Source organism: Williamsia sp. Y853 (genome assembly GCF_056786495.1).
The window spans coordinates 103,171-126,421 of record NZ_JBXCJC010000006.1 but is presented as its reverse complement, the minus strand read 5'-3'; the positions used below and the strand labels follow the sequence as shown (position 1 = coordinate 126,421).

At 65.2% G+C, this 23,251-nt stretch carries 24 protein-coding genes; 12 read left to right on the top strand and 12 right to left on the bottom strand.

The genetic code is table 11. The features are described 5' to 3' along the window. The first annotated feature begins 54 nt into the window (after positions 1-54). From AC1TPF_RS26275 to AC1TPF_RS26255, 5 genes are all read left to right on the top strand, one after another. A complete protein-coding gene (locus AC1TPF_RS26275) occupies positions 55-504 on the top strand; it encodes a hypothetical protein (protein ID WP_482145762.1) in 450 nt (149 codons plus the stop codon). Then, on the top strand, positions 501-1,520 hold the full coding sequence (locus AC1TPF_RS26270; RefSeq protein WP_482142040.1) for an ROK family protein: 1,020 nt from the start codon (positions 501-503) through the stop codon (positions 1,518-1,520). Before AC1TPF_RS26275 ends, AC1TPF_RS26270 begins: the two co-directional genes overlap by 4 nt. Positions 1,521-1,614: 94 nt before the next feature. After that, the gene (locus tag AC1TPF_RS26265) at positions 1,615-2,322 is read left to right on the top strand and encodes a lysophospholipid acyltransferase family protein (RefSeq protein WP_482142041.1); all 708 of its coding nucleotides are present in this window, start codon (positions 1,615-1,617) and stop codon (positions 2,320-2,322) included. Positions 2,323-2,330: 8 nt separating this feature from the next. Next, a complete protein-coding gene (locus AC1TPF_RS26260; RefSeq protein WP_482142042.1) occupies positions 2,331-2,825 on the top strand; it encodes a polyadenylate-specific 3'-exoribonuclease AS in 495 nt (164 codons plus the stop codon). Positions 2,826-2,868: 43 nt separating this feature from the next. Further along, complete coding sequence (locus tag AC1TPF_RS26255) at positions 2,869-4,269, top strand: class II 3-deoxy-7-phosphoheptulonate synthase (RefSeq protein ID WP_482142043.1); 1,401 nt, start codon at positions 2,869-2,871, stop codon at positions 4,267-4,269. A 106-nt stretch (positions 4,270-4,375) separates the two neighbouring features. Here AC1TPF_RS26255 and pknB read toward each other — a convergent pair whose 3' ends face one another. Then, positions 4,376-6,604 carry a Stk1 family PASTA domain-containing Ser/Thr kinase gene (gene pknB / locus AC1TPF_RS26250; protein WP_482145761.1) on the bottom strand — a complete coding sequence of 743 codons (2,229 nt, stop codon included), beginning with the start codon at positions 6,602-6,604 and terminating at the stop codon, positions 4,376-4,378. A 161-nt stretch (positions 6,605-6,765) separates the two neighbouring features. Here pknB and AC1TPF_RS26245 point away from each other — a divergent pair, with 161 nt between their 5' ends. Then, complete coding sequence (locus AC1TPF_RS26245) at positions 6,766-7,131, top strand: Rv2175c family DNA-binding protein (RefSeq protein WP_482142045.1); 366 nt, start codon at positions 6,766-6,768, stop codon at positions 7,129-7,131. 113 nt (positions 7,132-7,244) lie between these two features. Here the strand turns inward: AC1TPF_RS26245 and AC1TPF_RS26240 are convergent, their stop codons facing one another. The 7 genes from AC1TPF_RS26240 to AC1TPF_RS26210 form a co-directional block, all read right to left on the bottom strand. Continuing rightward, positions 7,245-7,862, bottom strand: a complete 618-nt coding sequence (locus tag AC1TPF_RS26240) for a class I SAM-dependent DNA methyltransferase (protein WP_482145760.1) — start codon at positions 7,860-7,862, stop codon at positions 7,245-7,247. 148 nt (positions 7,863-8,010) lie between these two features. Then, positions 8,011-8,139, bottom strand: coding sequence for a hypothetical protein (locus AC1TPF_RS26235; RefSeq protein ID WP_482145759.1), 129 nt, complete (start codon positions 8,137-8,139; stop codon positions 8,011-8,013). 179 nt (positions 8,140-8,318) lie between these two features. Next, positions 8,319-8,795: a DinB family protein gene (locus AC1TPF_RS26230; RefSeq protein WP_482145758.1), complete on the bottom strand. Its 477-nt coding sequence runs from the start codon at positions 8,793-8,795 to the stop codon at positions 8,319-8,321. 268 nt (positions 8,796-9,063) lie between these two features. Further along, positions 9,064-9,954 carry a phytoene/squalene synthase family protein gene (locus AC1TPF_RS26225; protein WP_482145757.1) on the bottom strand — a complete coding sequence of 297 codons (891 nt, stop codon included), beginning with the start codon at positions 9,952-9,954 and terminating at the stop codon, positions 9,064-9,066. Beyond that, positions 9,951-11,555, bottom strand: coding sequence for an alpha-(1->6)-mannopyranosyltransferase A (locus AC1TPF_RS26220; RefSeq protein WP_482142052.1), 1,605 nt, complete (start codon positions 11,553-11,555; stop codon positions 9,951-9,953). Before AC1TPF_RS26220 ends, AC1TPF_RS26225 begins: the two co-directional genes overlap by 4 nt. Positions 11,556-11,565: 10 nt before the next feature. Continuing rightward, the gene (gene crtI, locus AC1TPF_RS26215; protein ID WP_482142053.1) at positions 11,566-13,092 is read right to left on the bottom strand and encodes a phytoene desaturase family protein; all 1,527 of its coding nucleotides are present in this window, start codon (positions 13,090-13,092) and stop codon (positions 11,566-11,568) included. Continuing rightward, positions 13,092-14,177, bottom strand: coding sequence for a polyprenyl synthetase family protein (locus AC1TPF_RS26210; RefSeq protein ID WP_482145824.1), 1,086 nt, complete (start codon positions 14,175-14,177; stop codon positions 13,092-13,094). The genes crtI and AC1TPF_RS26210 overlap by 1 nt, the downstream gene beginning before the upstream one ends. A gap of 78 nt (positions 14,178-14,255) precedes the next feature. Between AC1TPF_RS26210 and AC1TPF_RS26205 the strand changes: the two genes are divergently transcribed. Beyond that, a complete protein-coding gene (locus AC1TPF_RS26205) occupies positions 14,256-15,179 on the top strand; it encodes a methylenetetrahydrofolate reductase (RefSeq protein ID WP_482145823.1) in 924 nt (307 codons plus the stop codon). 34 nt (positions 15,180-15,213) lie between these two features. On the opposite strand, the gene AC1TPF_RS26200 is transcribed toward AC1TPF_RS26205, so the two are convergent. The 4 genes from AC1TPF_RS26200 to AC1TPF_RS26185 are packed head-to-tail and all read right to left on the bottom strand — an operon-like array spanning position 15,214 to position 19,042. After that, complete coding sequence (locus AC1TPF_RS26200) at positions 15,214-15,996, bottom strand: LppM family (lipo)protein (RefSeq protein ID WP_482145756.1); 783 nt, start codon at positions 15,994-15,996, stop codon at positions 15,214-15,216. 56 nt (positions 15,997-16,052) lie between these two features. Then, positions 16,053-16,871 (bottom strand): carotenoid biosynthesis protein, encoded by an 819-nt coding sequence (locus AC1TPF_RS26195; protein ID WP_482145755.1) that lies wholly within the window; start codon positions 16,869-16,871, stop codon positions 16,053-16,055. Further along, positions 16,862-18,457: a phytoene desaturase family protein gene (locus AC1TPF_RS26190; RefSeq protein WP_482145754.1), complete on the bottom strand. Its 1,596-nt coding sequence runs from the start codon at positions 18,455-18,457 to the stop codon at positions 16,862-16,864. The genes AC1TPF_RS26195 and AC1TPF_RS26190 overlap by 10 nt, the downstream gene beginning before the upstream one ends. Before the next feature lie 6 nt (positions 18,458-18,463). Continuing rightward, complete coding sequence (locus AC1TPF_RS26185; RefSeq protein WP_482142057.1) at positions 18,464-19,042, bottom strand: GNAT family N-acetyltransferase; 579 nt, start codon at positions 19,040-19,042, stop codon at positions 18,464-18,466. A 215-nt stretch (positions 19,043-19,257) separates the two neighbouring features. Between AC1TPF_RS26185 and AC1TPF_RS26180 the strand changes: the two genes are divergently transcribed. The 5 genes from AC1TPF_RS26180 (at position 19,258) to ftsL (ending at position 23,170) form a co-directional block, all read left to right on the top strand. Further along, positions 19,258-19,758 carry an SAV_6107 family HEPN domain-containing protein gene (locus AC1TPF_RS26180; RefSeq protein WP_482142058.1) on the top strand — a complete coding sequence of 167 codons (501 nt, stop codon included), beginning with the start codon at positions 19,258-19,260 and terminating at the stop codon, positions 19,756-19,758. A gap of 174 nt (positions 19,759-19,932) precedes the next feature. Beyond that, a complete protein-coding gene (locus AC1TPF_RS26175) occupies positions 19,933-20,340 on the top strand; it encodes a DUF3040 domain-containing protein (RefSeq protein WP_482142059.1) in 408 nt (135 codons plus the stop codon). 385 nt (positions 20,341-20,725) lie between these two features. Next, positions 20,726-21,154, top strand: a complete 429-nt coding sequence (mraZ, locus tag AC1TPF_RS26170; RefSeq protein ID WP_482142150.1) for a division/cell wall cluster transcriptional repressor MraZ — start codon at positions 20,726-20,728, stop codon at positions 21,152-21,154. A gap of 238 nt (positions 21,155-21,392) precedes the next feature. Next, positions 21,393-22,337: a 16S rRNA (cytosine(1402)-N(4))-methyltransferase RsmH gene (gene rsmH, locus AC1TPF_RS26165; protein WP_482142151.1), complete on the top strand. Its 945-nt coding sequence runs from the start codon at positions 21,393-21,395 to the stop codon at positions 22,335-22,337. Further along, entirely contained in the window at positions 22,334-23,170 is an 837-nt protein-coding gene (gene ftsL / locus AC1TPF_RS26160) for a cell division protein FtsL (RefSeq protein ID WP_482145753.1), read from the top strand. The genes rsmH and ftsL overlap by 4 nt, the downstream gene beginning before the upstream one ends. The last annotated feature ends 81 nt before the right edge of the window (positions 23,171-23,251 follow it).

The following is a 23,251-nucleotide window of genomic DNA, read 5'->3' as shown; positions in this document are numbered from 1 at the left end:
GGCACCGCACGATTTCGTGGCCGATGAGTCAGTTCCAACCGAGAGAAGGGCCGAGTGGACCAACAGCACGACGGCTCGCCAGGCGGATCTCGATCCGGGGGAGACTCAGACGCGTGGCGGGTCCTGCTGGTCGGCCTGCTCGAGAAGGTCGACCTCCTTGCGGCGGGCCTGCTCGGAGGCGAATCCGGACCCCGTAAGGGAGGTGCGGCCGGTGACGGCGCGGGCGCGCCGAGCGATTTCTCCGCACAGATCCGAACCACGCTGGAGATCCTCGTCGAAGAGGCCGGCGAGCTGATCTGGCAGATGCTCGGTCAGCTGATCGCGATCCTCGAGGCCATCCAAGAGGCACTCGAACACTTGATGGGTTCGACGCCTGGGCCCGCTGCCGCCGCATCGGCAGGCGAAGGTGGATGGCGCGAACATCCCTACGAGCCGATCACGGTGCACTTCGACTCCCCGGACCCTCAAGGTTCCCAGGACGATCCGCCGACGGGCGGCGGGTGAGCGCGGGGGCGTCCGGTCCGATCCGCCTCGGTGGCGCAGTCGGCGGGGAACTGGCGATCGGGATCGACATCGGTGGCACGAGTATCAGGGCTGCGGTGGTCGACGAACTCGGACGGGTTCACGACACGTTCCGGGCGCCGACGCCGGGCACCGAAGCGGCCCTTCAGTCCGCACTCGATCGCGCCGTGGCGGAGCTGACAAGCCGGTGGAGCGTGAGCGCGGTGGGATTGGCGGTGGCGGGCTTTCTGACCGCTGATCGACAGACCATTCGTTTCTCGCCGCATCTGCCGTGGCGCGAGGCGCGGGTCGCCGAAGACATGAGCAAGCGGGTCGGGCTACCGGTCTTCCTCGAACACGACGCCAACTCTGCCGCGGTGGCCGAGTATCACTTCGGTGCGGGCCGGGGGCGCAACACTGTGGTCGTCACGATCGGTACCGGCATCGGTGCCGCGTTCCTGATCGACGGAGAAATCTATCGGGGCAGTTTCGGGGTGGCACCCGAATTGGGGCATCTGCGTGTGATGCCCGACGGTCGGCCGTGCTCGTGTGGCAAGTACGGGTGCTGGGAAAGATATTGCAGCGGTACGGCTCTGGTCGACACCGTCGTCGAGATGATCGCCGATGGTGGTGACTGGAACAGTCAACTCGCCCGCGAGATCATGGAGGATCCGGGCTCGCTGACCGGTCGCCGGATCGCTGCCGCGGCGCATGACGGAGATGCACTGGCGCTGGCGGCGTTCGCAGATTTCGCGCGCTGGCTGGGGCTGGGGCTGGCAATGGTCTGCGACGTGTTCGATCCGGACCTGGTGGTGATCGCCGGTGGGGTGGGGTCGTCGGCCGGGTTGTATCTCGATGAGGCGCGCGAGCACTATTCGGCGTTGCTCACCGGTGCCGGACATCGCCGCATGGCCCGGATCCGCGGCACGCAGCTCGGGGAGGCCGCCGGGATGATCGGTGCCGCCCAGGTCGCGCGCACCGAAGCGGCCGAAATGACGCGTCCCGCATCGGGGCGATGACGCTGCCCCGGCCGGGTGGGTAAAGTTTGCAGTCGTATTCGGTTTTCGGTAAACAGCGGCGGGGAGTTCGTGGCTCGTCAGAGAGTGGGAAGACATGTGGTACTGGGTCTTCAAATACATCCTGATGGGACCGTTCCTCCGGGTCATCGGACGGCCGAAAGTCGAAGGCGTGGAGAACATTCCGGTCAAGGGTCCGGCGATCCTGGCGAGCAATCACCTGGCCGTCGTCGACAGCTTCTACCTGCCGCTGATGGTTCCGCGCCGGATGTACTTTCTGGCCAAGAGTGAATACTTCACCGGAACGGGCGCCAAGGGTGCCTTCCAACGCTGGTTCTTCACCGCGTCGAGCCAGATCCCGATCGATCGCACCGGGGCCGACGCGGCGTCTGGCGCCCTGTCTGCGGCCAAGCGCAAGCTCGATGCCGGTGATCTGATGGCGATGTATCCGGAGGGCACCCGTTCGCCCGACGGTCGCCTCTACAAGGGCAAGACGGGCTTGGCCCGGATCGCGATGGAATGTGGTGTGCCGGTGATCCCGGTCGCGATGGTCGGTACCAGCGACCTGAATCCGCCCGGGACCACGGTGCCGCGTCCGGCCAGGATCACCGTGAAGATCGGCAAGCCGCTCGACTTCAGTCGGTACGAGGGCATGGAGGGCAACCGCTTCATCGAGCGCGCCGTCACCGACGAGATCATGTACGAACTCATGCGCCTCGGTGGTCAGCAGTACGTGGACGTGTACGCCGCGTCCCTCAAGGACAAGCCTGCCGAGCCGCCCGCCTCCACCTCGCCGGCCGCCTGAGCCCGGCGGTGCGTTACTTCTACGACTGCGAGTTCATCGAGGACGGCCACACCATCGATCTCGTGTCGATCGGCATGGTGGCCGAAGACGGCCGCGAATTCTATGCAGTGTCAACCGAGTTCAATCCGGATAAGGCCGGACCGTGGGTCCGGGCGAATGTTCTTCCCAAGCTGCCGTCGCCGGCGTCGAAGGCCTGGCGCGGACGGTCGCGGATCCGCAGCGACCTCTTCGACTTCCTGAACGAGGGCGAAGGCACGATCGAGCTCTGGGCCTGGGTCGGTGCCTACGACCATGTGGTTCTCTGTCAGCTCTGGGGTCCGATGACCGCGTTACCGCGCGAGATGCCGCGCTATACCCGCGAGTTGCGGCAGCACTGGGAACTCAACGGACGCACGGAACTGCCCGCCGCACCCAAGGATGCGCACGACGCGCTCGCTGACGCCCGGCACAATCTCAACAAGTGGCTGGCCATCGAGGCTGCGCTGGGTACACCGCGCGTGTGACCTCGCCGTTCATCTCGTGCTCCGAGGGCATTAGGCTGTTGGGGTGGTGAATTGGACCGTAGATGTTCCGCTGAATGAACTTCCCGAGCTTCCGCCGTTGCCCGGCGACCTGGCCGAGCGCTTTGCCGATGCGATCAGCAGACCGGCGTTGCAGCAGCCGAGCTGGCCTGAGGACAAGGCCCGCGCCATGCGGACCGTCCTGGAGAGCGTGCCCCCGATCTGTCTGCCGAACGAGGTCGAGGAGCTCAAGGCTCAGCTCGCCGAGGTGGCGCTGGGTCGTGCGTTCCTGCTGCAGGGCGGTGACTGCGCCGAGACGTTTGCCGACAACACCGAACCTCACATCAAGGGCAACATCCGCACGTTGCTGCAGATGGCCGTGGTGCTGACGTACGGCGCCAGCCTGCCGGTCGTCAAGGTCGCCCGCATCGCCGGGCAGTACGCCAAACCCCGTTCGTCCGACACCGATGCTCTCGGATTGCTGTCGTACCGCGGTGACATGGTCAACGGGTTCCTGCCCGACGAGGCGGTGCGAGAGCACGATGCTTCCAGGCTGGTTCGGGCGTACGCCAATGCCAGCGCCGCGATGAACCTGGTCCGGGCGCTGTCCGGTGCCGGTCATGCTGACCTGCATCGGGTGCACGACTGGAACCAGGAGTTCGTCCGGACCTCACCGGCCGGTGCTCGCTATGAGGCACTCGCCGCGGAGATCGACCGCGGCCTCAAGTTCATGGATGCCTGCGGTGTGCGCGACTCGAATCTCGAATCAGCACACATCTACGCCTCACATGAGGCGCTGGTGCTCGACTACGAGCGCGCCCTGTTGCGTCTGGCCGACGATCCGGAGGATCCAGAGGGCGGCAAGCTGCTCTACGACCTCTCGGCACACTTCCTCTGGATCGGGGAGCGCACCCGCCAGCTCGACGGTGCGCACATCGCCTTTGCCGAGTTGCTCTCGAATCCGATCGGCCTGAAGATCGGTCCGGGCACCACGCCGGAACAGGCCGTCGAATACGTCAAGCGTCTCGACCCGCACAACGTGCCCGGTCGTCTGACCCTGGTCGCGCGGATGGGTAACTCCAAGGTGCGCGAGGTGCTGCCGCCGATCGTCGCCGCCGTCGAGGCCACCGGCCACAAGGTCATCTGGCAGTGCGATCCGATGCACGGCAACACCCACGAGGCGAGCACGGGATACAAGACCCGTCACTTCGATCGCATCGTCGACGAGGTGCAGGGATTCTTCGAGGTCCACCACGCGCTGGGCACCCACCCGGGTGGTATCCACATCGAACTGACCGGTGAAGATGTCACCGAATGTCTCGGTGGCGCCCAGGACATCTCCGATCTGGATCTGTCGGGACGCTACGAAACCGCCTGCGACCCAAGGCTGAACACCCAGCAGTCGCTGGAACTGGCCTTCCTGGTCGCGGAGATGCTCCGAGGCTGATCCGTTCCGGACCGATCCGTACAGGTTCTCCGACCACGCACCGGCACTGCCAAGACATGCGTGCGTGAGGAGAGCCTGTACGGGGTCTGTTCGAGATCGACGTCGGTCAGGGTATCGATGTGATGTCGACGGTGGAGCCCGTCTTGACCCGGTTTCCGCCACCTGGGCTCTGGCTGACCACAATCGAGATGTTCGAACCGGTCAGACCGCGACTGTTCACTTCGAGTCCGGCCTCGGAGAGCTTCTTCTTGGCGGTGCCGACGGTGTCCCCGGTGACGTCGGGTACCGACACCGCATCGGAGATGAAGATCTTCACCACCGGATTGCGTGGATCCACGCGCGCACCGAATGCCGGGCTGGCCGTTGTGATGGTGCCTGCCTTCGCTTTTCCATCGGTGGACGTTCCACCGTCCTCGGCGATCAGACCGGCGTCCTGCAGGGTCCGACGGGCGTCGGCGGGAGTCTTGCCGGACACATCGGGCACGATGATCGCGTCGGAGACCACCAGGGTGACCGTGCTGCCGGGTTCTGCCAGCGTTCCGGCCGCCGGTTCGGTGCCGATCACGTCGCCGCCGTTGATGTCCGGGCTGAAGCGGGTGGTCACCGAACCGGGTTTGAGCTTGGCGCCCTTGATGAGCTTGGTGGCCTCGGCCTGATCCCGCCCGGATACGTCCGGGACCGAAACGGGTTCGGGGCCACGGCTTGTGGTGATCTGCACGGTACTGCCAACCGGGACGGTTGTTCCCGAGTTTGGGGTCAGCGACACGACCGCACCTTTCGGGGCGGTGGCGCTGTACTGCTGACGGGTCACCTCGGGCACCAGCGTGTGTTCACGCAGCAACTTTTCGGCCTCGGGGAGCGAGGTCCCCGAATTCACGTCCGGAACCTTCGGCTGACCGACCGAATAGGCAAGTGTCACATCGGAAAACCGGCTGACGCGGGTGCCAGGGGCGGGTTCGACCGACATCACCTCGTCGACCGGGATCTCGTTGTGGAATGTCGGGTCGTCCACCACGCCGAGTCCGGCGTCCTCGATGGCCTCGGTGGCAGCAACCCGATCCATGCCGTTCGTATCCGGAACCGTGGCGAATCGGCCAGAACCCAGCCACCAGCCACCAACTCCGAGGAGTGCGGCGATCAGCACGACGACCAGCATCCAGATCAGGGTGGTGCGCCGGGATTTGCGACGACGTTCCGCGTAGTCGGTCGCATGTGGACCGAGCACCGCCGAGGTCGGATGGTGCTCGGTCGGTTGCCCCGGATCGGCCGGTGGTTGACCGGGTGGGTCCTGAGAGGGCGCGCGGGTGTCGGGTGGCAATGTCTGGATGCGGGTGGGATTGCGGCCGGTGGGGGGTTGTGCCGGTGGGACCGCCGCCCGGATCGGGTCGGTCCTGTCGGGATCGGCGGGCGGCGCCATCTTCTGGTCGCGGAAGGCGACCATCGTGTCGCGTTCGGCGGATCGGGTAGGGGCGGGCACGGTGAACGGCGGCAGTTCCAGGTCGGCGGCGATCTCATCGAGGACCTCGCGCATGTGAAAGCCGTCGCGGTAGCGGTCCTGCGGGTCGCGGGCCGTCGCGGTGAGCACGAACTCGTCGAACTCGGGTGGGACGCCGGCGATGAGTGAACTCGGCGGCGGCACGTCGTTGTTGAGTCGCTGGTATGCCAGTCCGAGGGCGGTATCGCCGTTGAACGGCGTTTTGCCGGTGAGCATTTCGAAGACGAGGATGCCGGTCGAGTAGACATCGGAGCGGGCATCGGCCGAGGCCGTCTCGACCTGTTCGGGGGAGAGATAGGCTGCGGTGCCCAGGATGACGCTGTTGGACGTGATGCCCGCTGCGGCGATTGCCCGGACCAGTCCGAAGTCGACAACCTTGACTTCGCCCTCGTCGGAGATCAGGACGTTCTCTGGCTTGACGTCGCGGTGGACCAGGCCGGCGCGGTGGGCCACACCCAGAGCACTGAGGATCGGTGCCGTCACCGCGTTGACGGCGTGAGGTGGCATCGGCCCGCGTTCACGCAGTAGCTCTCGGAGCGTGCCACCCTCCACGAGTTCCATCACCAGGAAGGCGTAGTCGCCGTCGGCACCCTGGTCGTACACCGGAACGAGGCCCGGATCTTTCAGTCGGGCCACCGAGCGGGCCTCGAACTCGAGACGGGCCAGGAATTGGGGATCGGCCGAGAACCGCGGGTCCATCACCTTGACGGCAACGGGCCGGTCCAGTCGTAGGTCCATGCCGAGATAGACGCTGGACATACCGCCGCGGGCGATGAGCGCATCGATGCGGTATCTGCGCTCCAGGAGCGCACCCAAAAGCACGTCGGAGGGAGCGTTCACCGTGTCGAAGCCTTTCGTGATGGGGGTGGAAATTGAGGTGGAGATGTCGAACCGAGTCCACATTAGCGATGTGGGATCGAGAATCGGTCACGGCGCGGTCGAGCAGAGCAGCACGGGCTGTGATTCGACGGTTTGACCACTTGCTCGGTACCCTCTTGACCGTGGGTTCCGTACCGCTTTCTCCAGACACTCTTCCTGCTGACGTCGACGTCTTGTCGGTCTCTCAGGTTTCCTCCCGAATGGGCTTTTCCAACAGCAAAGTCCTCAACATGATCACCTCGCATCAGTTGCTCGCGGTTCGCCGCGACGAACAGATCGCGATCCCGGAGTTGTTCTTCGATGGTTCTGACATCGTCAAACACCTTTCCGGACTGATCGAAGTCCTGTTCGACAGTGGTTTCAGCCGTGACGAGATCATGCGGTGGTTGTTCACTGTCCAAGAAGACCTGGGCATCACGCCCGCTCAGGCACTGCACGGGCACTCGGCCCGCGAGATGATCCGCCGCGCGCAGGCCGAAGCCTTCTGACGTAGGTCTTGTTCGCGCCTGCCACCGGCGGGCGGTGCGTGCACACACATCGTGGTGCCAGGTCACATCCGGCCTCCTCGATGGCATTTGTGTGCAGTCAAGGCGCGACGGTGTCACCCCCAGGGCGGGGTCGGGGCGGACGAGGTGGCGACGACAAAGATCCAAGGTTCGTCGAGATCGACCTGATCGAGCAGAACAGGTGTCCATCCGGTTCGGGCCAGAACGTCGCGTATCTCGGATTCGCGCCAGTAGGTGAATTGCCGGGGCACGCCGAGTTTCGCCGTCCTCCCGGCTGATCCGTTGTCCCTCTTGATCGTGAACGCGAGTACTCCGTCAGGTGCGATCGCGGATTTGGCTCGCTGCAGGACGTTCTCGAACTCGTCCCCGGTCAGGTGCAGCAGGACGGCGGTGGCCAGGATTGCGTCGTACGGGCCGCCGAAGGCATCACTGCGAATGTCGAGTACATCGGCGTGGTGACCGTCTGCGCGCATCATCTCGACGAAAGCCGGTGCGGCGTCAGTGCGTCGCACACGCAGGTACTTGCTCTCGAGGTACTTCGCTGCACAGCCTGGGCCGCTGCCGAGTTCCAATATGAACCCGCCGGACCCCACTTCAACGGCAACTCGATCGAGATACGCGGTCAGATGCTCACCGAGCGGCGGCGTGCTATCGGCATAGAGCTGCGCTGCTGCTTGGTAACCGGCCGACGTCACGTCGCCTCCTGGTTTCATGCTCACCTTCGTTTTCGCTACGGTCATCAGGTTTTCGCCTGACGCACCATCAGGTTGTTCTCGATCGAGAACCCACATCGGGTGTACAGGGGGATCGAAGGGACGGATGGGGAGAGGACAACCTTGCTGAAGCCCTGCCACTCGGCTGTCAATTCTGTGAATGCTTCATCGGTGGACCATGGGGAACTGTTGCGTCGGACTCGCGGGCCCAGGTCCACCGCAATTCGGCGACGGGTACCGGGTCGGTGCAGCTGGCGATCATGTTGATCTCTTTCACTCCACCATCTTTCGAAACTCGTACCGGCTCTATTTTCTTACTTCGGACGTCCAATGTGGTGGGATCGACCAGACCAGTGAGCGGGCTGCCATGTACGCAGAATCAGCCGTGCGGTCACGATCTGACCGGAGTCGTCAAGGTTCTCGTCGTCACCGCGCACGGGTTTACTCAACCTCCATCTATCGCCCGGTCTGGCCGTCGAGCTGCTCGCGGATGATGTCCAGGTGGCCAGCGTGGCGTCCGGTCTCCTCGATCATGTGGGTCAGCGCCCATCGCATCGAGGGCGCCGATGTTCGACCGGGTGCGATCGGTGCGGGTTCGGCAAGGTCGGTGTAGGTGGCGATGACTGCGTTGGCTTGCACGGTGGCGTCGCGGTACGCCTCGATGATCGAATCGACTGTGTCCGAATCTGTTGCGGTGAACGTGGATTTCCAGTTCGTGACCTTCACTTCGAGAAAGATTGCTCGTTCGACATAGGTGAGGTGACGCAGAAGACCGATCAGGTTCGTGCCGCTCGGAACCGCCGGTGCCCGGGCTGCCGTCTCGGGAACTCCGAGGAGTTTCGAGGCCGCGGACACCCTCAGATAGTCCAGAAAGCCCACCAGCACTTCCTTTTCGGACGAACCGGTACGGGGTGGCGGGGTGTCTGTGGCCACATCAGTTCCTCTCCGTGTGCGAATGGGGTTGGACCACATTGTGCCCGGCCGGTCTGACACAGTTTGGCCATTCTCGGATGCGGCGGCGAAGCGCGCAGGTCCGGTCCGCAATTCAGGGTTGTTCCTGATGCGCCCGGACCCCCGCTCGCGGCAAGATCGATTCCGTGGACGGTTCGTCGGAACTGACCGATGAGGCGATCGACTGGATCGAGGCAGCGGCCAATGCCGAGATTGATCTCAACTGAGACCGCGAACCCGGTGACGATCGTCAGCGTCGGACGGTGAGTGCTGCGGCGATGTGGGTCAGGCGTTTGCGCCGGGGGACCACGGCACGCTGGGTCAGTATGCGGTAATCGCTCGCCTCGATCTCGTCGAGAATGGCCCGGTACATGGTGAACGCCGCGCGGATTCCGGGACGGCTGGTCGGTGTCAGGTGTTCTATGCCGGGTTCGGCGAGGCGGTATTCGGCGCGGGTCACCGCGATCAGATGTGCCAGGGCCCGGCGTAGTTCGGGTGGGACCTGTCCGGTCCTACGGCACCGGCGCAGCATCGATTCGTCGACGCCGAATGCGGCGAGTTCGTCGGTGGGGAGATAGATTCGGTCGCGGTCGAGATCCTCGCCGAGGTCGCGGATGAAGTTCGTGAGCTGGAACGCGTCTCCGAGCGAACGTGCTGATTCGGTCGCCTCCGACACCGGGACAACCGTCCCGAGGATCGGGAGCAACTCGAGGCCGATCACGCTGGCCGACCCGTACATGTAGTCCCGCAGTTGCTCCATGCTCCGGTAGCGGCTGACATGAAGTGGGCTCTCGGGCAGGTCCATTCGCATCGAGCGAAGGAAAGCTCCGAAGTAGCGGTGGTCGATCGAGTAGGTGGTCGCGGTATCGGCGACCGCCAGCACTTCTGGTAGGTCTGGCCGGTACGCCGGGTCGGCGAGGGCCGCGGCAAGATCGGATTCGATCAGATCCAGGCGGGTGAGACGGTCTGGTCCCGTTTCGTTGTCGACGATGTCGTCGACCATCCGCGCAAATCCGTACAGCGCGTACACACCGTTGCGCTTGTCTTTCGAAAGCAGTTGGGTACCGGCGTAATACGTGCGGCCGTGAACCTTGGCCAGCTGACGACAGTGTTCGTACGCGGCGCTGAGATCTTCGGTCATGACAGGTCTTCGGTGGCACCGGCGGCGGGGACGGGTGCCGGTTTCCCTCGGATCAACCGGCGTAATCGAAGCGGATCAACCCGCACGAAAGACCACCCGGCCAACCCGGACAACACCAGCGCCAGCAGGACGTCGGTGAGTTCATACATGTAGATCTCGTCGGTGGGGCCGAACACCTGCAACAGGAACACCGAGAACACGATGATCGCCACGATGGCTCGCCTGTCGATCGCGAAGGCGGCGGCCAGAACCAGCGCCCAGGTGTAATACCAAGGCAGCGTGGATGGTTCGAGCAGCAGGACGGCGAACATCGCCCACGCCATGCCCTTGACCGCGTCCCGCTCGGATCTGCGGAACCACAGCCACAGACCCACCAGCGTCAGCGCCATGATGACCGATCCGACGGTGCGGACCACATCGAGCACCGGTAGTAGCGGCAGCGCCGTGAATGGTGAAGCGGCGAAGGTGATCAGATGAGCCACCGCGGTGGGGATCGTCAGCCAGTTGATGATCTTGTCGGCCCAGGTCAACCCGAGCAGCCAGCCGAATCCATGACCGACGACCAGTGTCAGGCCACCGAAGATCACCGCGCCCAGTCCGATGATCCAGGCCAGCACCCGGACCACATCGCCCGCCCGCACCGGTCGCTCGGCGCGGATGTGCGCGAGCCAGATCCAGAGGACAAACGGAATCGCCACACCGGCGGTGATCTTGATCGCGGTGGCCAGCGCCAGCACACTCATCCCGGCAACATGGCGGCCTTCGACCACCAGCGTGACGCCTGCGATCAACACACCCATCATCAGCAGTTCGACGTGCGGGCCGCCGACCAGATGGATCAGGACCATCGGATTGAGGAGCACGATCCAGATGGCCATCGACGGATTGGTGCCGAACCGGCGGGCAAGCCTGGGCAGTGCCCACAGCGTCAACAGCAGGCCGGGCAGCAAGACCAGGCGCATCACCAGGACTCCGGCAACCGGACTGTCGCCGGTCACCTCCGTCACCGCGCGGGCAACGGCCATGAAGCCGGGTCCGTAGGGCGCGGTGGTGGTCGCCCAGACCTGCGCCATCGAATCGACCAGCGGCCCCGGATTGACCGCGGGACCGTCGGAGTAGGGATTGAAGCCGTCGCGCAGCAACGCCCCCTGCGCGAGATAGGCGTATACGTCGCGACTGTAGAGCGGTATCGCGATCAGCAGGGGAGCAGACCAGGCCACCGACGCCCAGCCGATGGCCGATGCGGGTGTGGCGCTGGTCTTCTGAGCGTTACCGGCCTGCTGTGCGTGCAGCGTGCGGCCGATCCGGACCCACGCGATCACCATCAACGCAACACCGAGCCAGAAAGCGATGGTGCTCAGGGTTCTTCCGTGGCCGTAGTACATCCACGACAGGTTCATGCTCTGGAGCGAGGTGTTGTTGCGGGGGACGTCACCGACACCGAAACTGCCGATGGTGACCAGTACCGAACCGATGAATCCGAGTACTACGTGGCGCCCGATCTCGGTGGCACAGAACTCGCGCAACGCTCGAACCGAGAAACCTCGCCGCCACCGACCGGCGACGGTGACCGGCGCAGGGGTGGTGGCGGGTACGGACATCTCGATGATCCTAGTCACCGACGATGCGGGCGGCGGCCAGGCGACCCGAGACCAGCACCGGCGGGATGCCGACCCCGGGCACCGTCGAGCTGCCTGCCAGCACCACGTTGTCGGTTCCGCGGACGAGGTTGGGGGTCCGCAGTGGTCCGGTCTGGCGCACGGTGTGGGCTGCGGCGAAGGGTGTGCCCGCCGCCATCCCCTTGTCAGCCCACGTGCCGGGGTCGTCGACCTTGACGATCTCGAAGTTCTCCCGGATGCCGTGGTAACCCCTCGACTCGAGGACGGCGAGCACCTCGTCCACGTACGGCCTCGAGAGTTCTCGCCACGGCAGAGGTGCGGAATCGAGATTGGGGCAGGGGGCGAGCACCGTCACGGATTCGCCGGCCGCGGTGATCGAGTGGTCGGGATCGGAGACCGCGGGCCGGTTGATGAGCAGCGACGGGTCGCTCATGAGCCGGCCCCGGCCCGAGCGGGCGGTCAGTTCACGGAAGGTTTGCGACCACGCCATGCCGAAGTCCAGCGTGTGATGCCCGCCCGGCCACTGTGCCGTGACGGAGGTGGGAACCACGCCGTGTGCGACCACTGCGCTCGGCGAGTAGACGATCTTGCGGGAACCGCCACGGGGCTTGTCTCCGAGTAGTCGCCGGGTCACGGGCGTGTCGGTGGTGAAGATGACGGCATCGCAGGGCCACCGGCGGCCATCGGTGGTCGCGATCGCGCTCACCCGGTTGCCGTCCCACTCGACACCTTCGGCGGCGGCGCCGAGTTCGACGCGGCCACCGGCCTCGATCAGTGCGTTGGCCATCTCCTGGGCGACCCGGCCCATACCGCCGCGCGGATAGTAGACACCCATGCTGATGTCCATGTGGGCGATGACCGCGTACACCGCGCGGGCTCGCTCCGGCGGTACCCCCGCGTACAGGGCCTGAAAGGTGAAGGCGCGCAACAGTCGTTCGTCGGTGATGAAACGCCCCGCCGCCGACGAGAGCTTGCCCAGTGCGCCCAGGCGCACCAATTGTGCTGCGTCGGTGCGGGTTTTCCGGTCTCGGACGATCGAGATGGGCGAATCGAAGTTGCGGTCGATGAAGCGGTCGAACTCGGCGTCGTACAACCGTGCCAGCCAGTCGGTGAGGCCTCGGTAGCCGCGAGACGCTTCGACGCCGAAGGTTTCGGCGATGGCGGCGGCCAGCCTGTCGATGTCGCGGTGCATCTTCAGTTCGGTTCCGTCGGCGTATCGCATGTGATAGGTCGGGTCGACGTCGATCAGATCCAGACGCCGCACCGCGTCGTCTCGATTGATGCCCACCGCGGCCAGTGGTGCGTGGACGAGTTCGGGCATCGTGAGAATTGTTGCGCCGGTGTCGAATCGGTTGGTACCGATCGTCTCCGTTGCGACCCGGCCGCCGGGTAGCTCGGCGGCCTCGAGCACGGTCACCTCGCGGCCTGCACCGCGCAGATACAGGGCTGCGGTCAGCCCCGACAACCCTGCGCCGACAACAACAATCCGGTCGCTCTTGCCTGAGGTGGTACGCGGCATCAGTACTGGCGGCGGGTCATGGCGGTTGCCAGTTCGATCAGATCGGCCTTGGCGGAGGCGGTCGCGGTGCTGGCGGTCAAGGTGGCCAGCGCGCTGGTCACCAGATCCTCGATCTGTTGTTCCACCTCGGCGACGGCACCACTGGCGGTGATGATCGCCAATGTCTGAGCCAATTCGTCGGCGTCGAGCGCACGTCCGACCCGCTCACGCAGTACGCGTGCCGCCTCCCGGTCATGGGTGTCGAGATGGCCCAGAGCTGCCGACAACAGTGCGGTCCGCTTGCCGGCGATGATGTCGTCGCCTGCCGGCTTGCCGGTGATCGACGGATCGCCGAAGACCCCGAGTAGATCGTCACGAAGCTGGAAGGCGATGCCGATGTCGGTGCCGAACGAACGCAACGACTCGATCAGGCCGGCGTCGGCGCCGCCGATCGCAGCGCCCAGGTGCAGCGGGCGTTCGACCGTGTAGGCGGCGGTCTTGAACCGCATCACGCGATAGGCGGCCTCCGGTGTCTCGTCGCCGGAGGCCTCGGTTGCGATGTCGAGGAACTGACCGCCGAGGACCTCGGTGCGCATACCCCGCCAGATCGCCGACACCGACCGATGGATCTGTGCATCGAACCCGGCTTCGGCGATCAGGTCATCGGCCCAGGCCAGGGCCAGATCTCCGAGGAGGATAGCAACGCCTTCGCCGTAGTCGGCGGCATCTCCACGCCAGCCGGCCTCGCGATGTCGGGTCTCGAACTCGCGGTGGATCGTCGGGAACCCGCGGCGCGTGTCAGAGCGATCGATGATGTCGTCGTGGATCAACGCACAGGCCTGCATCAGTTCCAGGGCGGCGCAGACCGACAGCAGCCGGTCGGGATCGGTGCGGGCCGGGCCTGCGGACAGGTAACCGGCCCAGGCGAACGTCGGTCGGACACGTTTGCCGCCGCGGACTACAAAAGCAGACAGTGCGTCCACCGCATCGCAGAATCCCGGACCAATGTCGGCTGCCGTGGATGCGCGGTCTGCAAAAACCCGCTGCAAGAGGTCGGTGGTCGCGGCGGGAACGTCGGTCACAGACTGGATTGCCACGTCAACCACACTACGGTGGGATGTGGCGGCGGCAGGCAGGCGGTCGTCCCCGGCCGCCACCTCTATACTTGCCGGGTGAGTTCGCAGATGACGCAATCATCGATCGTGAAGCGGCTGACCGAACCCCACTCGGGTCCGGTGCCGTTCTCGGTCGAGTTCATGCCGCCCCGAGACGAGCAGGCCGAGGCGCGCCTGTGGCGAACCGTGCGGATTTTCGAGCGAATGAACCCGGCCTTTGTCTCGATGACCTACGGCGCCGGCGGCTCCACCCGTGATCGGACATTGCGTATCACCGGGGAGATCGCGCGCGAGACCACGTTGCTCCCCGTCGCTCACCTGACTGCGGTGGGGCACAGCATCGACGAGCTTCGGGCGATGGCCGGCGGCTACGCCGACCAGGGCATCACCAACATCCTGGCCCTGCGTGGTGACCCGCCGGGTGACCCGCTGGGCGAATGGGTCAAGCATCCCGACGGGCTGGAGTACGCAGAACAACTCGTCCGGCTACTGCAGGATCTCGGCGACTTCAACATCGGGGTGGCCTCGTTCCCCGAAGGTCATCACCGGGCGCCCGACCTCGATCACGACACCAGGTACCTGGTGTCGAAACTTCGTGCCGGAGCCCAGTATTCGATCACCCAGATGTTCTTCGACGTCGATCACTATCTGCGACTGCGCGACCGTGTCAACGCGGTCGATCCGGAACAGGGCGCCAAGCCGCTGATCCCGGGGATCATGCCGATCACCTCGCTCGCCTCGGTGCGTCGCATGGTCGAACTCTCGGGTTCGGTGCTCCCGCCCGCGGTCGAGAAGCGACTGGCCGAAGCTGCAGGCGACGGGCCAGAGGAGAACCGGGAATCGGTCCGCGCAGTGGGCATCGACCTGGCCACCGAGATGGCGCAGCGCCTGATCGACGAGGGCGCGCCGTGTCTGCACTTCTGCAGCCTGAACTTCGCGAAGGCCACCAGCGAGGTCCTCGAGCGACTCGGGATGAACTCGCTCGCTGCCTGACCGCTCGACGACACCAGAGTGGGTAGCCAACCGATCAGTGTGAGTTCCCGCTGCTGTCGGTTCCGCTGCGACCCGTACCGCCGGCGTTCGAGCTTCCCACAGGTGGATGCGGGGCGTCCTTCGGACGTTTGTGCGGGGCACCTGGCCGCGACGATTGGTCGCGGCTGACCCACGCGAGCGCCACCACCACGACGGCCACGGCCAACGCGATGCCTGCCATCAGGCCCGTCCAGCCGGCGAACGCGGCGGTCCCGGGTTCGTCGTAGCGGGCCTCGGCGGTCATCGGGGTCGCCTTGCCGATCTCCGGCTTCCAGGAGACGGCGTCGTCGCCGTCCTGCTGGCCGTTGGTGGCACTGATCGGTCCGGCGAACTGGACTGAGAACTCGATGTAGTCGCGCTCGGGCGTCAAACCCTGCAGATCGGCCGTACCGCGGAAGGTGACCGCTTCTCCGCGGCGCTGCGCCTGCAGGTCCAGAGTCACGGGGGCATCCGGGTAGGCGTCGTCGACGAGTTCGCCGAGCTGGGCGAATTGGCCGAGGGTGGCCTCGGTGAATGTTGCCCGGGTGCCGATCAGTCCGTCGCGTTTGAACTCGGTGGCAGTGACCACCGTCTCGAGCGATTGCGGCACCGTGATCTGCGGACCCTTTTCCTGGCCGATGTCCTTCTCGGCGAGCACAATCGCGCCCCACAGCCGATCGCCGTATTGGGCGGGTTCGTCAGAACAGGCGGCAAGTGCCGGGCCGAAGAGCAGGGCCAGCACGAGCAACACCGCACTCAGGGGACCGCGACGGCGGTTGGGTCGGGTGATCTCAGGCACGCAGCTATCGTGCCATTAGCCGGGCCGGTCCGTGAGGAGGGCCGCGCTGATGGCGTTCAGTTGATGCCGGAACGAGGCCGACGAGACAGTGCCACAGCTGCCGGTACCCCCAGGATGCCCATCCCGATCAGCCCGTACGGAACCGCCGCGGGAAGCGCGGGATCGTCGAGGAAGACCAGGAACGCCAGCGCCGATCCGAGCCAGGTCCAGGTGAACCAGCCCACCGGTGCGACCAATGTCATCGGTGTCACCGTGACCGGTTTCGGGTCGATCAGCGAGAGCAAGATGAACATGACGCACGCGACACCGGCCCAGCCGATGAAGTTGGTGACCGGGATCTGGTCGATGCCGGGGAGCCCGGCGTCATCGGTGGACCAGGTCCACAATCCGGCACTGACCATCTGCGGGTCGAGGTACAGATCCCAGCCGACCATCCCGACGGTTGCCGCGGCGATCCGGATCGGAAGACGGCGACTGATCAGCGAGCTGATCCACCACATGCTGTAACCGCCTGCGGTCCAGGCCAAGCCGATGATCACCGGTACCTCGGCCACGGATGGCCCGATCCGATCGGTGGCGTAGGCGTAGGCGCCGAACGGGAATCCGGTGGCGACGCCGACGATCTCGGCGGTCCATCCGACGCCGGCCGTGGCCGCGAAGACCGCGACCGCCCGAAGTGGCCCCAGCCGGAACGTGGCATGAGCGAGCATCGCGGCGGCCGCGGCGACAACGACGACCACGGTGGCCTGATCGCGCGCCACCCCGTCGACCAAGGGGTAGATGATCTGCGCGGCGATCGATCCGGCGAGCAGGACCGCGGAGGTCCACAGCAAGATCTGACGTCGGGGGACCACCAGCGCTGCGGTCATCCCCATCGGCCGCGGGTGATCCTGGCCAACGGAGATCTCCGGTCGGACAGGACCGCGGTCGCCGCGATGCGACCGCTGGCACCGCTGACACCACCGCCCGGGTGGGTCGAGGCCCCGGCGAGCACCAGACCCGGGGCGCCGGGAACCCGGTGCCGGGCCAATTCGGGATGGGGGCGCCACATCAGCATCTGATCCAGCGACATCTCCACATGCATGATGTTGCCGCCGGTCATCCCGATCTCGGATTCCAGGTCGGCGGGCGTCTGGACGTAGGTGTGCTCGATCGAGTCGGCGAACCCCGGTGCGTGCCGGTCCAATTCGTTGATGATCTCCTGGCCTGCGGTGGCCGCGAGGTCGGACCAGCTGCGCCCGCCGGAGAGCTTGTACGGATGCCACTGGGCCCACAGACTCGTCTGATGCCGGCCGGGTGGGGCCAGGGTCGGATCGATTGCGGAAAAACTCATCGCGATCAGCGCGGGGCGCCGCGGCAGATCGCCTGCGCCGGCATCGGCGTGCGCCCGGGCCAGATGTCCGCGATCGGTAACCAGCAGACCCAGCCCGCCATGTACCGAGGTGTCGGCGGGCAGTCCGGGATACTGCGGCAGGGCGGTGCCCCCGAGACGGACCGCCATACCGATACCGCCACCGATGCGGATCTGTGAGCGCCACCGGTCGGCGGTGGTGCGGTCGAATCCACCGGCCTGCAACAGGTCAAGGGTGGTGAGAATGTGGCAGGCGCTGATCACCGATCGGGCACGGTGCGCGCCACCATCGGCAGTCCGAACCAGCCAGCTGTCACCCTGCTTCTCGATGGCGGTCGCAGCGGCCGACAGTTCGAGTTCGCCGCCGTCGGCGTGAAGTTTGCGGATGAGGGCTTCGGCGAGCGCGCCGCTGCCGCCGACCGCCCGGCCTGGGGGAATGGTGTGCATCGCGGCGGCAAAACCGACCATGGGTGCGGTTCCCGGTTCATTCATCGGCGGACCCGACTGCGCTCCGAACCACGCCAGCGCCGCCTTGAGGTGTTCGGATTCGAACCAGTTGTCCAGGAGTGCATTGCCGGACATCAGGAACTCTTGTGAGAGCCCGAGTCCGGCGGCGGAGCCGTTGCCGGGGATGCGCGCAGGCAGACCCCAGAACGCCTTGCCGAGAGCGAGCGGGGAGGGCGACGAGGTGAACGCCGACATCATCGCCGCCGACCGGCGCGCCCAGACGTCGACGAATCCACGGTAGGCGCGCGCATCGGCGGGACCGCAGGCCGCCTCGATCGACGCGACCGTCTTCTCGAGGTCGCGGTGGAAGATGATCGGGGGAGCATCGTCGGTAGCGGGGCAGAACGCCCATGGGTCGCAGTCGATGTATCGCAGTCCGTGATCGGCCAGTGCGAGTTCTTCGAGGATCGGGGTGTGCCTGATCATCAGGTGCGCCGACGATCCACGGTCGACGCGATAGCCCGGGAACCGTTCGACGGTGGACACGGCTCCGCCTGCGACACTGTCGCGTTCGAGCACCTTGACCTGTTGACCGGCGGCTGCCAAATAGGCGGCGGCCACGAGGCCGTTGTGTCCGGAGCCGATAACGAGGGTGTCGATCATGTGGTCCTATCGCAGTGGGAGGGCGCGGCCGAGGACAGCAAACGGTCTGGGATCACCGGCGAAGGTGAAGCCGCGGAGCACGTCGGCAAAACCCAACCTGCGGTAGAGCCGCCACGCACGGTTGTTCTCCTCGTCTACCTCGGGTGTCGAGAGCAGCACCTGTGGTTCGGAGCGACCGGCCAGCAGGCGTTGTAGCAATTGCTCGCCGATCTGCCTGCCCTGTGCGGACGGATGCACGTGAAGTTCGGTCAGCTCGAAGTAGTTGTCGGTGAGGGCGCTGATTCGCTCACGGCTTGACCCGGCGCGGACCAGACCACTGCGCACCTGCTGGTTCCACCATTGATCGTGCGCGCCGCTGTATCCGTATGCGATCCCCACCAGGGTTTCCCGCCCGGTCGCCGGGCCGGCTGAGTCGATCGCGGCGACGGCCTTCCAACCGGGGCGCCGGATGTGGTCGTGCCACAGGGGAGCCCGTTGCATTTCGGTGCCCGGCGGGTAGTTCATCGCGGTGACGTAGACGCTCAAGGCCTCGGGTAGCCAGATCTGTGCATCGTGGGCCGAGAGGTCGGCGATCCGGATGGGCACAGAAGTTTCCGCCTTTTTTGCTTGATGGTTGTCGGTGTCGTTGGGTATATTGAATCTGTCGAACGGGTGTTCGAGGCTTCAACCTCCGCAAAGGCGCAAGCCGCATCGTTTACCCGCTTTACGACGTGAGGGCGGCTCGGTGGCCAACGAGGGAAGCGTAGGCCACCGAGCCGACCCCGCATAGACAACAGATAGTCCGGCAAAGGAGGACCGAGATGGCGACGATGGCACGAACCCCTGCGCGCGGCCCCCGGAATGTCGGACCGGCCTCGACCGGACGGGCCGCACGGGTCACCCGACTGCCCGAGCCGACCCAGATCATCGCCTCCCGCGAGATGCTGGAACGAGCGGAGTCGCGGCTGCGTGAATCGGATGTCGTCACCGACTCCGCCGAGGCGTTCAGCGCGCTGTACCAATCGGCGCTGCGCGCGGCCGGCGCCGTCCTGGCCGTCGCCGAGCACCCCACCCGCCGACGTGGGTCGCGCAGTGCGTGGGCGCGGTTGCCGCAGGCGATGCCTGAGCTCTCCGAGTGGGCAACGTACTTCGCCGGGCTCTCTCGCCTACGCGCCGACACCGAGGCCGGGATCCGGTCGGTGACCGACGAACAGATTGCCGAGTTGCGACCGAAGGTGGACAAGTTTTTACACGTGGTCGAGATGGAAATCCTGCGACTCGAGCGGGGCAAACCGTCGAATATGCCTGCTGGTGCGGCCTGAAGGCTCCGAAATTACTGCTAACGGACCAAAATTGACCAACTTGTGGCGGGGAATGGTGGTTCGAACTTCCAACACCTCGTATCATCGGAGGTGGGTCCACCGCAGTGGGTCCGGGCAACCGGAATTGTCTCCTCTGGATGCTCTACCGAAACCATGTGCTGAAGGAGGGGGCGGGTGCCACTCTCAGAGCACGAGCAGCGCATGCTCGAACAGATCGAAAACGCTCTGTACGCCGAAGACCCCAAGTTTGCGTCGAACGTACGGTCGCGTCGCTTTCGCGGCTCCACTGCGCGCCGTCGACTGCAGGCTGCCGTGTTGTTCCTCGTCGGACTTGTCCTCCTTGTCGGGGGAGTCGTCATCGAGGTGCAGATCGGCGGATTCCCCATTGTCAGCCTCATCGGCTTCCTGGTGATGTTCGGTGCCGGGCTGATGGCGTTGTGGGGAACTAGGAGCGGATCGACTCCCGGAGGTTCTTCGGGGTCGTCGTCGCGCGGCGGTTCGTCGGGCCGCGAGCAGCGGCAAGGACGAAAGTTTTCTGAACGAATGGAAGAGCGGTTCAACCGCCGCTTCGAGCAGGAGTAGACGTCTTCGGGCGCGCTTGACCGTAGAAGGCCGTGCATCGCATTGCGATGTACGGCCTTTTTTGTGTTTTCAGGGCATCTCGCCCCACTTTCCACCCGGGCCCCCACTTTCTCCCACCCATGAGGTTTCGCCGACAAAACGGGGCTGAAGTGCCCCCTGGAGCTCGAAAATGCCGCCCGAACGGTTCCCTGACACCCGGGATCAGGTTTCGTCCCCCACCTGGCTACAAGGCCTGTACCTGCAGGATCGGAGGACTTACGCCCATTTTTGCGCTCCAAGGGGTGGAAAGTGGTGGATTGTGGGGTACAGTGGTGATCGTTGGTGGAAGAGAACCGGATCTTTCCATCAACCTTGGGGTTGGAGGTGACGACACATGGCCAGCGCTATGTTCCTCGGCACTTACACACCCAAGTTGGACGACAAGGGGCGGCTCACGCTGCCCGCAAAGTTCCGAGACGCACTTGCAGGAGGGGTGATGATCACAAAAGGTCAGGACCGCAGCCTCGCAGTGCACATGCGGGATGACTTCTATGAGTTGGCTCAACGAGTGATGAGCTCGCCCAAGAACGATCCTGCTGCCCGGGCTTTTCAACGTCAACTGAGCTCGGGTACCGATGAGCAGCGGCCAGACGGTCAGGGGCGCATAACCCTGTCCCCGGATCACCGTCGCTATGCGGGGCTGGCCAAAGAGTGTGTGGTCATCGGAAACATGAGCCACTTGGAGATCTGGGACGCGCAGACATGGCGCGATTACCAGGATGAGCACGAGGAAAACTTCTCGAGCGTGGGCTTCGACGTCCTGGACACGGCCTGAGGCCAAGGACCACAAGACCACGTGGGTGAATCGAGGCCTTTGCCCGATCCGACCCTGACGCACTTCCCCAGCGCCAGGTTCGACAGCCCGCCCCTGACGCACTTCCCCAGCGCCAGGTGCGGAGATCGGGCAGGGACCAGGATCCACCCACACACCTGCCGGCCAATTGGCGCACCCGGACCGCACGAGAGGTAGCACAGTGGATCTCGCCGATGGCCCCTTCGGGCACGTCCCGGTCATGGCCGAGCGGATGATCGAACTGCTTGCACCTTCGATCACCCGGCGACATCCCGACGGTACCGACGCGATCTACGTCGACGGCACTCTCGGCGCAGGCGGCCATACCGAACTCATCGCCCAGAGATTTCCCGGTGTTTCGATCATCGGAATCGACCGCGACATCAACGCTTTGAATCTCGCGCGCGAGCGCCTGTCACCCTTCGGTGATCGGATCACCTTTGTCCACACGCGGTACGACGCGGTGGACGAGGCCCTGGAGCAGGCCGGTGTCACGAAGATCGATGCCGCACTCTACGATCTCGGCGTCTCGTCGATGCAACTCGATCAGCCCGACCGCGGTTTCGCCTACGCGGTTGATTCTCCGCTGGATATGCGGATGAATGCTGATGACCCCCTGACCGCGGCCGACGTCCTCAACACCTACGGGCACGGCGAATTGGCCCGTGTCCTTTCGGAATACGGTGACGAGAGGTTTGCAGGCAAGATTGCCTCCGCGGTACTGCGTGAACGCGAGATCGAACCTTTCACCACCAGTGGCCGACTGGTGGAACTGTTGTATCGGTCAATCCCGGCGGCCACCCGACGTACCGGTGGTCATCCGGCCAAACGCACATTCCAGGCGTTGCGGATCGAAGTCAATGGAGAGCTGACCTCATTGAAGGCTGCTCTGCCCGCTGCACTTTCGGCGTTGGCGGTCGGTGGGCGTCTGGCGGTCATGTCCTACCAATCGCTGGAGGACCGGATCGTCAAACGCGAGTTCGTCGAGCGGACCAAATCGAAGACACCACCCGGACTCCCTGTCGATCTGCCAGGAACCGCACCGGATTTCGTGTTGGTGACCAGGGGAGCGGAACAGGCATCGGACGAAGAGATCGAGCGCAACCCGAGGTCCGCATCCGTGCGGGTGCGGGTCATCGAGCGGATAGCGGGGGGGAAGAAGTGACGGTTACCGACGACAATCTCGCCACAGCGCGTCGCCGCGATGCCGGTGAGCAGGGTGCCAGGCATTCGGGTGCGAACAGGCAACGTTCGGCCGCCGCGGAGAAGGCGCTCGAGCGTCGTCGCAAACGCCTTGGTGCCGGGGCGGTTTCGTCGACTTCGCGTCACTGGCAACGTCCCGAGGGCCCGACCACGCCGGTGGAGAAGCCGGCGATGTGGGGCCGCATGCGAAGTGCGCCGGTACAGGCGGTGCGTCGTGTCCCGTTCGCCGTTGTCGTCGTCGGGATGCTGTTGGCCGGATTGGCGCTGACACTGTGGCTTTCGACCAAGTCGGCTCAGGACTCGTACCAGCTCGGTGTGGAACGCGCATACAACGAACAGCTGTCAGACCGTCGCGACGCTCTCAAGAAGGAATATGAGTCGGGTGATTCTGCACCTGAATTGTCCGAAAAGGCCGGTGGATTGGGCATGATCCCGGCCACCGATGTGCCGCGGATGGTCGTCGGTCCCGATGGACGTGAAACCGTTGTCGGGGAGATCAAGCCTGCTGAAGGTGACAAAGCGCCGTCAATGAACAACGGTCCGAAAACGGTCGTGCCGAAGCCCGCCGAGACTCCGGTTGTCGCCCCGACAACACCAGGGGCTCAGGGTATTCCGATCCAGGGAACCCCGGTCGCCCCGGGTGGCGATGCCGCCAATCCTCTGCCGACCGCCCCGACCTCTCCGACGGCACCGACCGTGAATACCCCGGCCGAGGCCCCGACGGCGCCCGCGTACACAAATGTTCTTCCAACCAATGGCGGCGCGCCGGGCGCAAATTCGGGCGAAGACGGTTAGCGCAGCAGAGAATTGACAACCATGAAGGTCTCATTTGCGATGATGTTCACGGCGAATGGATCTGCTGACGATCGGTACCGC

What these genes read in the sequence shown, in the direction of transcription:
- AC1TPF_RS26265 (WP_482142041.1), top strand. Translation starts at nt 1,615, where the DNA reads ATGTGGTACTGGGTCTTCAAATACATCCTGATGGGACCGTTCCTCCGG.
- AC1TPF_RS26240 (WP_482145760.1), bottom strand. Translation starts at nt 7,862, where the DNA reads ATGAAACCAGGAGGCGACGTGACGTCGGCCGGTTACCAAGCAGCAGCG.
- AC1TPF_RS26225 (WP_482145757.1), bottom strand. Translation starts at nt 9,954, where the DNA reads ATGACCGAAGATCTCAGCGCCGCGTACGAACACTGTCGTCAGCTGGCC.
- AC1TPF_RS26220 (WP_482142052.1), bottom strand. Translation starts at nt 11,555, where the DNA reads ATGTCCGTACCCGCCACCACCCCTGCGCCGGTCACCGTCGCCGGTCGG.
- crtI (WP_482142053.1), bottom strand. Translation starts at nt 13,092, where the DNA reads ATGCCGCGTACCACCTCAGGCAAGAGCGACCGGATTGTTGTTGTCGGC.
- AC1TPF_RS26205 (WP_482145823.1), top strand. Translation starts at nt 14,256, where the DNA reads ATGACGCAATCATCGATCGTGAAGCGGCTGACCGAACCCCACTCGGGT.
- AC1TPF_RS26195 (WP_482145755.1), bottom strand. Translation starts at nt 16,871, where the DNA reads ATGGGGATGACCGCAGCGCTGGTGGTCCCCCGACGTCAGATCTTGCTG.
- AC1TPF_RS26190 (WP_482145754.1), bottom strand. Translation starts at nt 18,457, where the DNA reads ATGATCGACACCCTCGTTATCGGCTCCGGACACAACGGCCTCGTGGCC.
- AC1TPF_RS26180 (WP_482142058.1), top strand. Translation starts at nt 19,258, where the DNA reads ATGGCGACGATGGCACGAACCCCTGCGCGCGGCCCCCGGAATGTCGGA.
- mraZ (WP_482142150.1), top strand. Translation starts at nt 20,726, where the DNA reads ATGTTCCTCGGCACTTACACACCCAAGTTGGACGACAAGGGGCGGCTC.
- rsmH (WP_482142151.1), top strand. Translation starts at nt 21,393, where the DNA reads ATGGCCGAGCGGATGATCGAACTGCTTGCACCTTCGATCACCCGGCGA.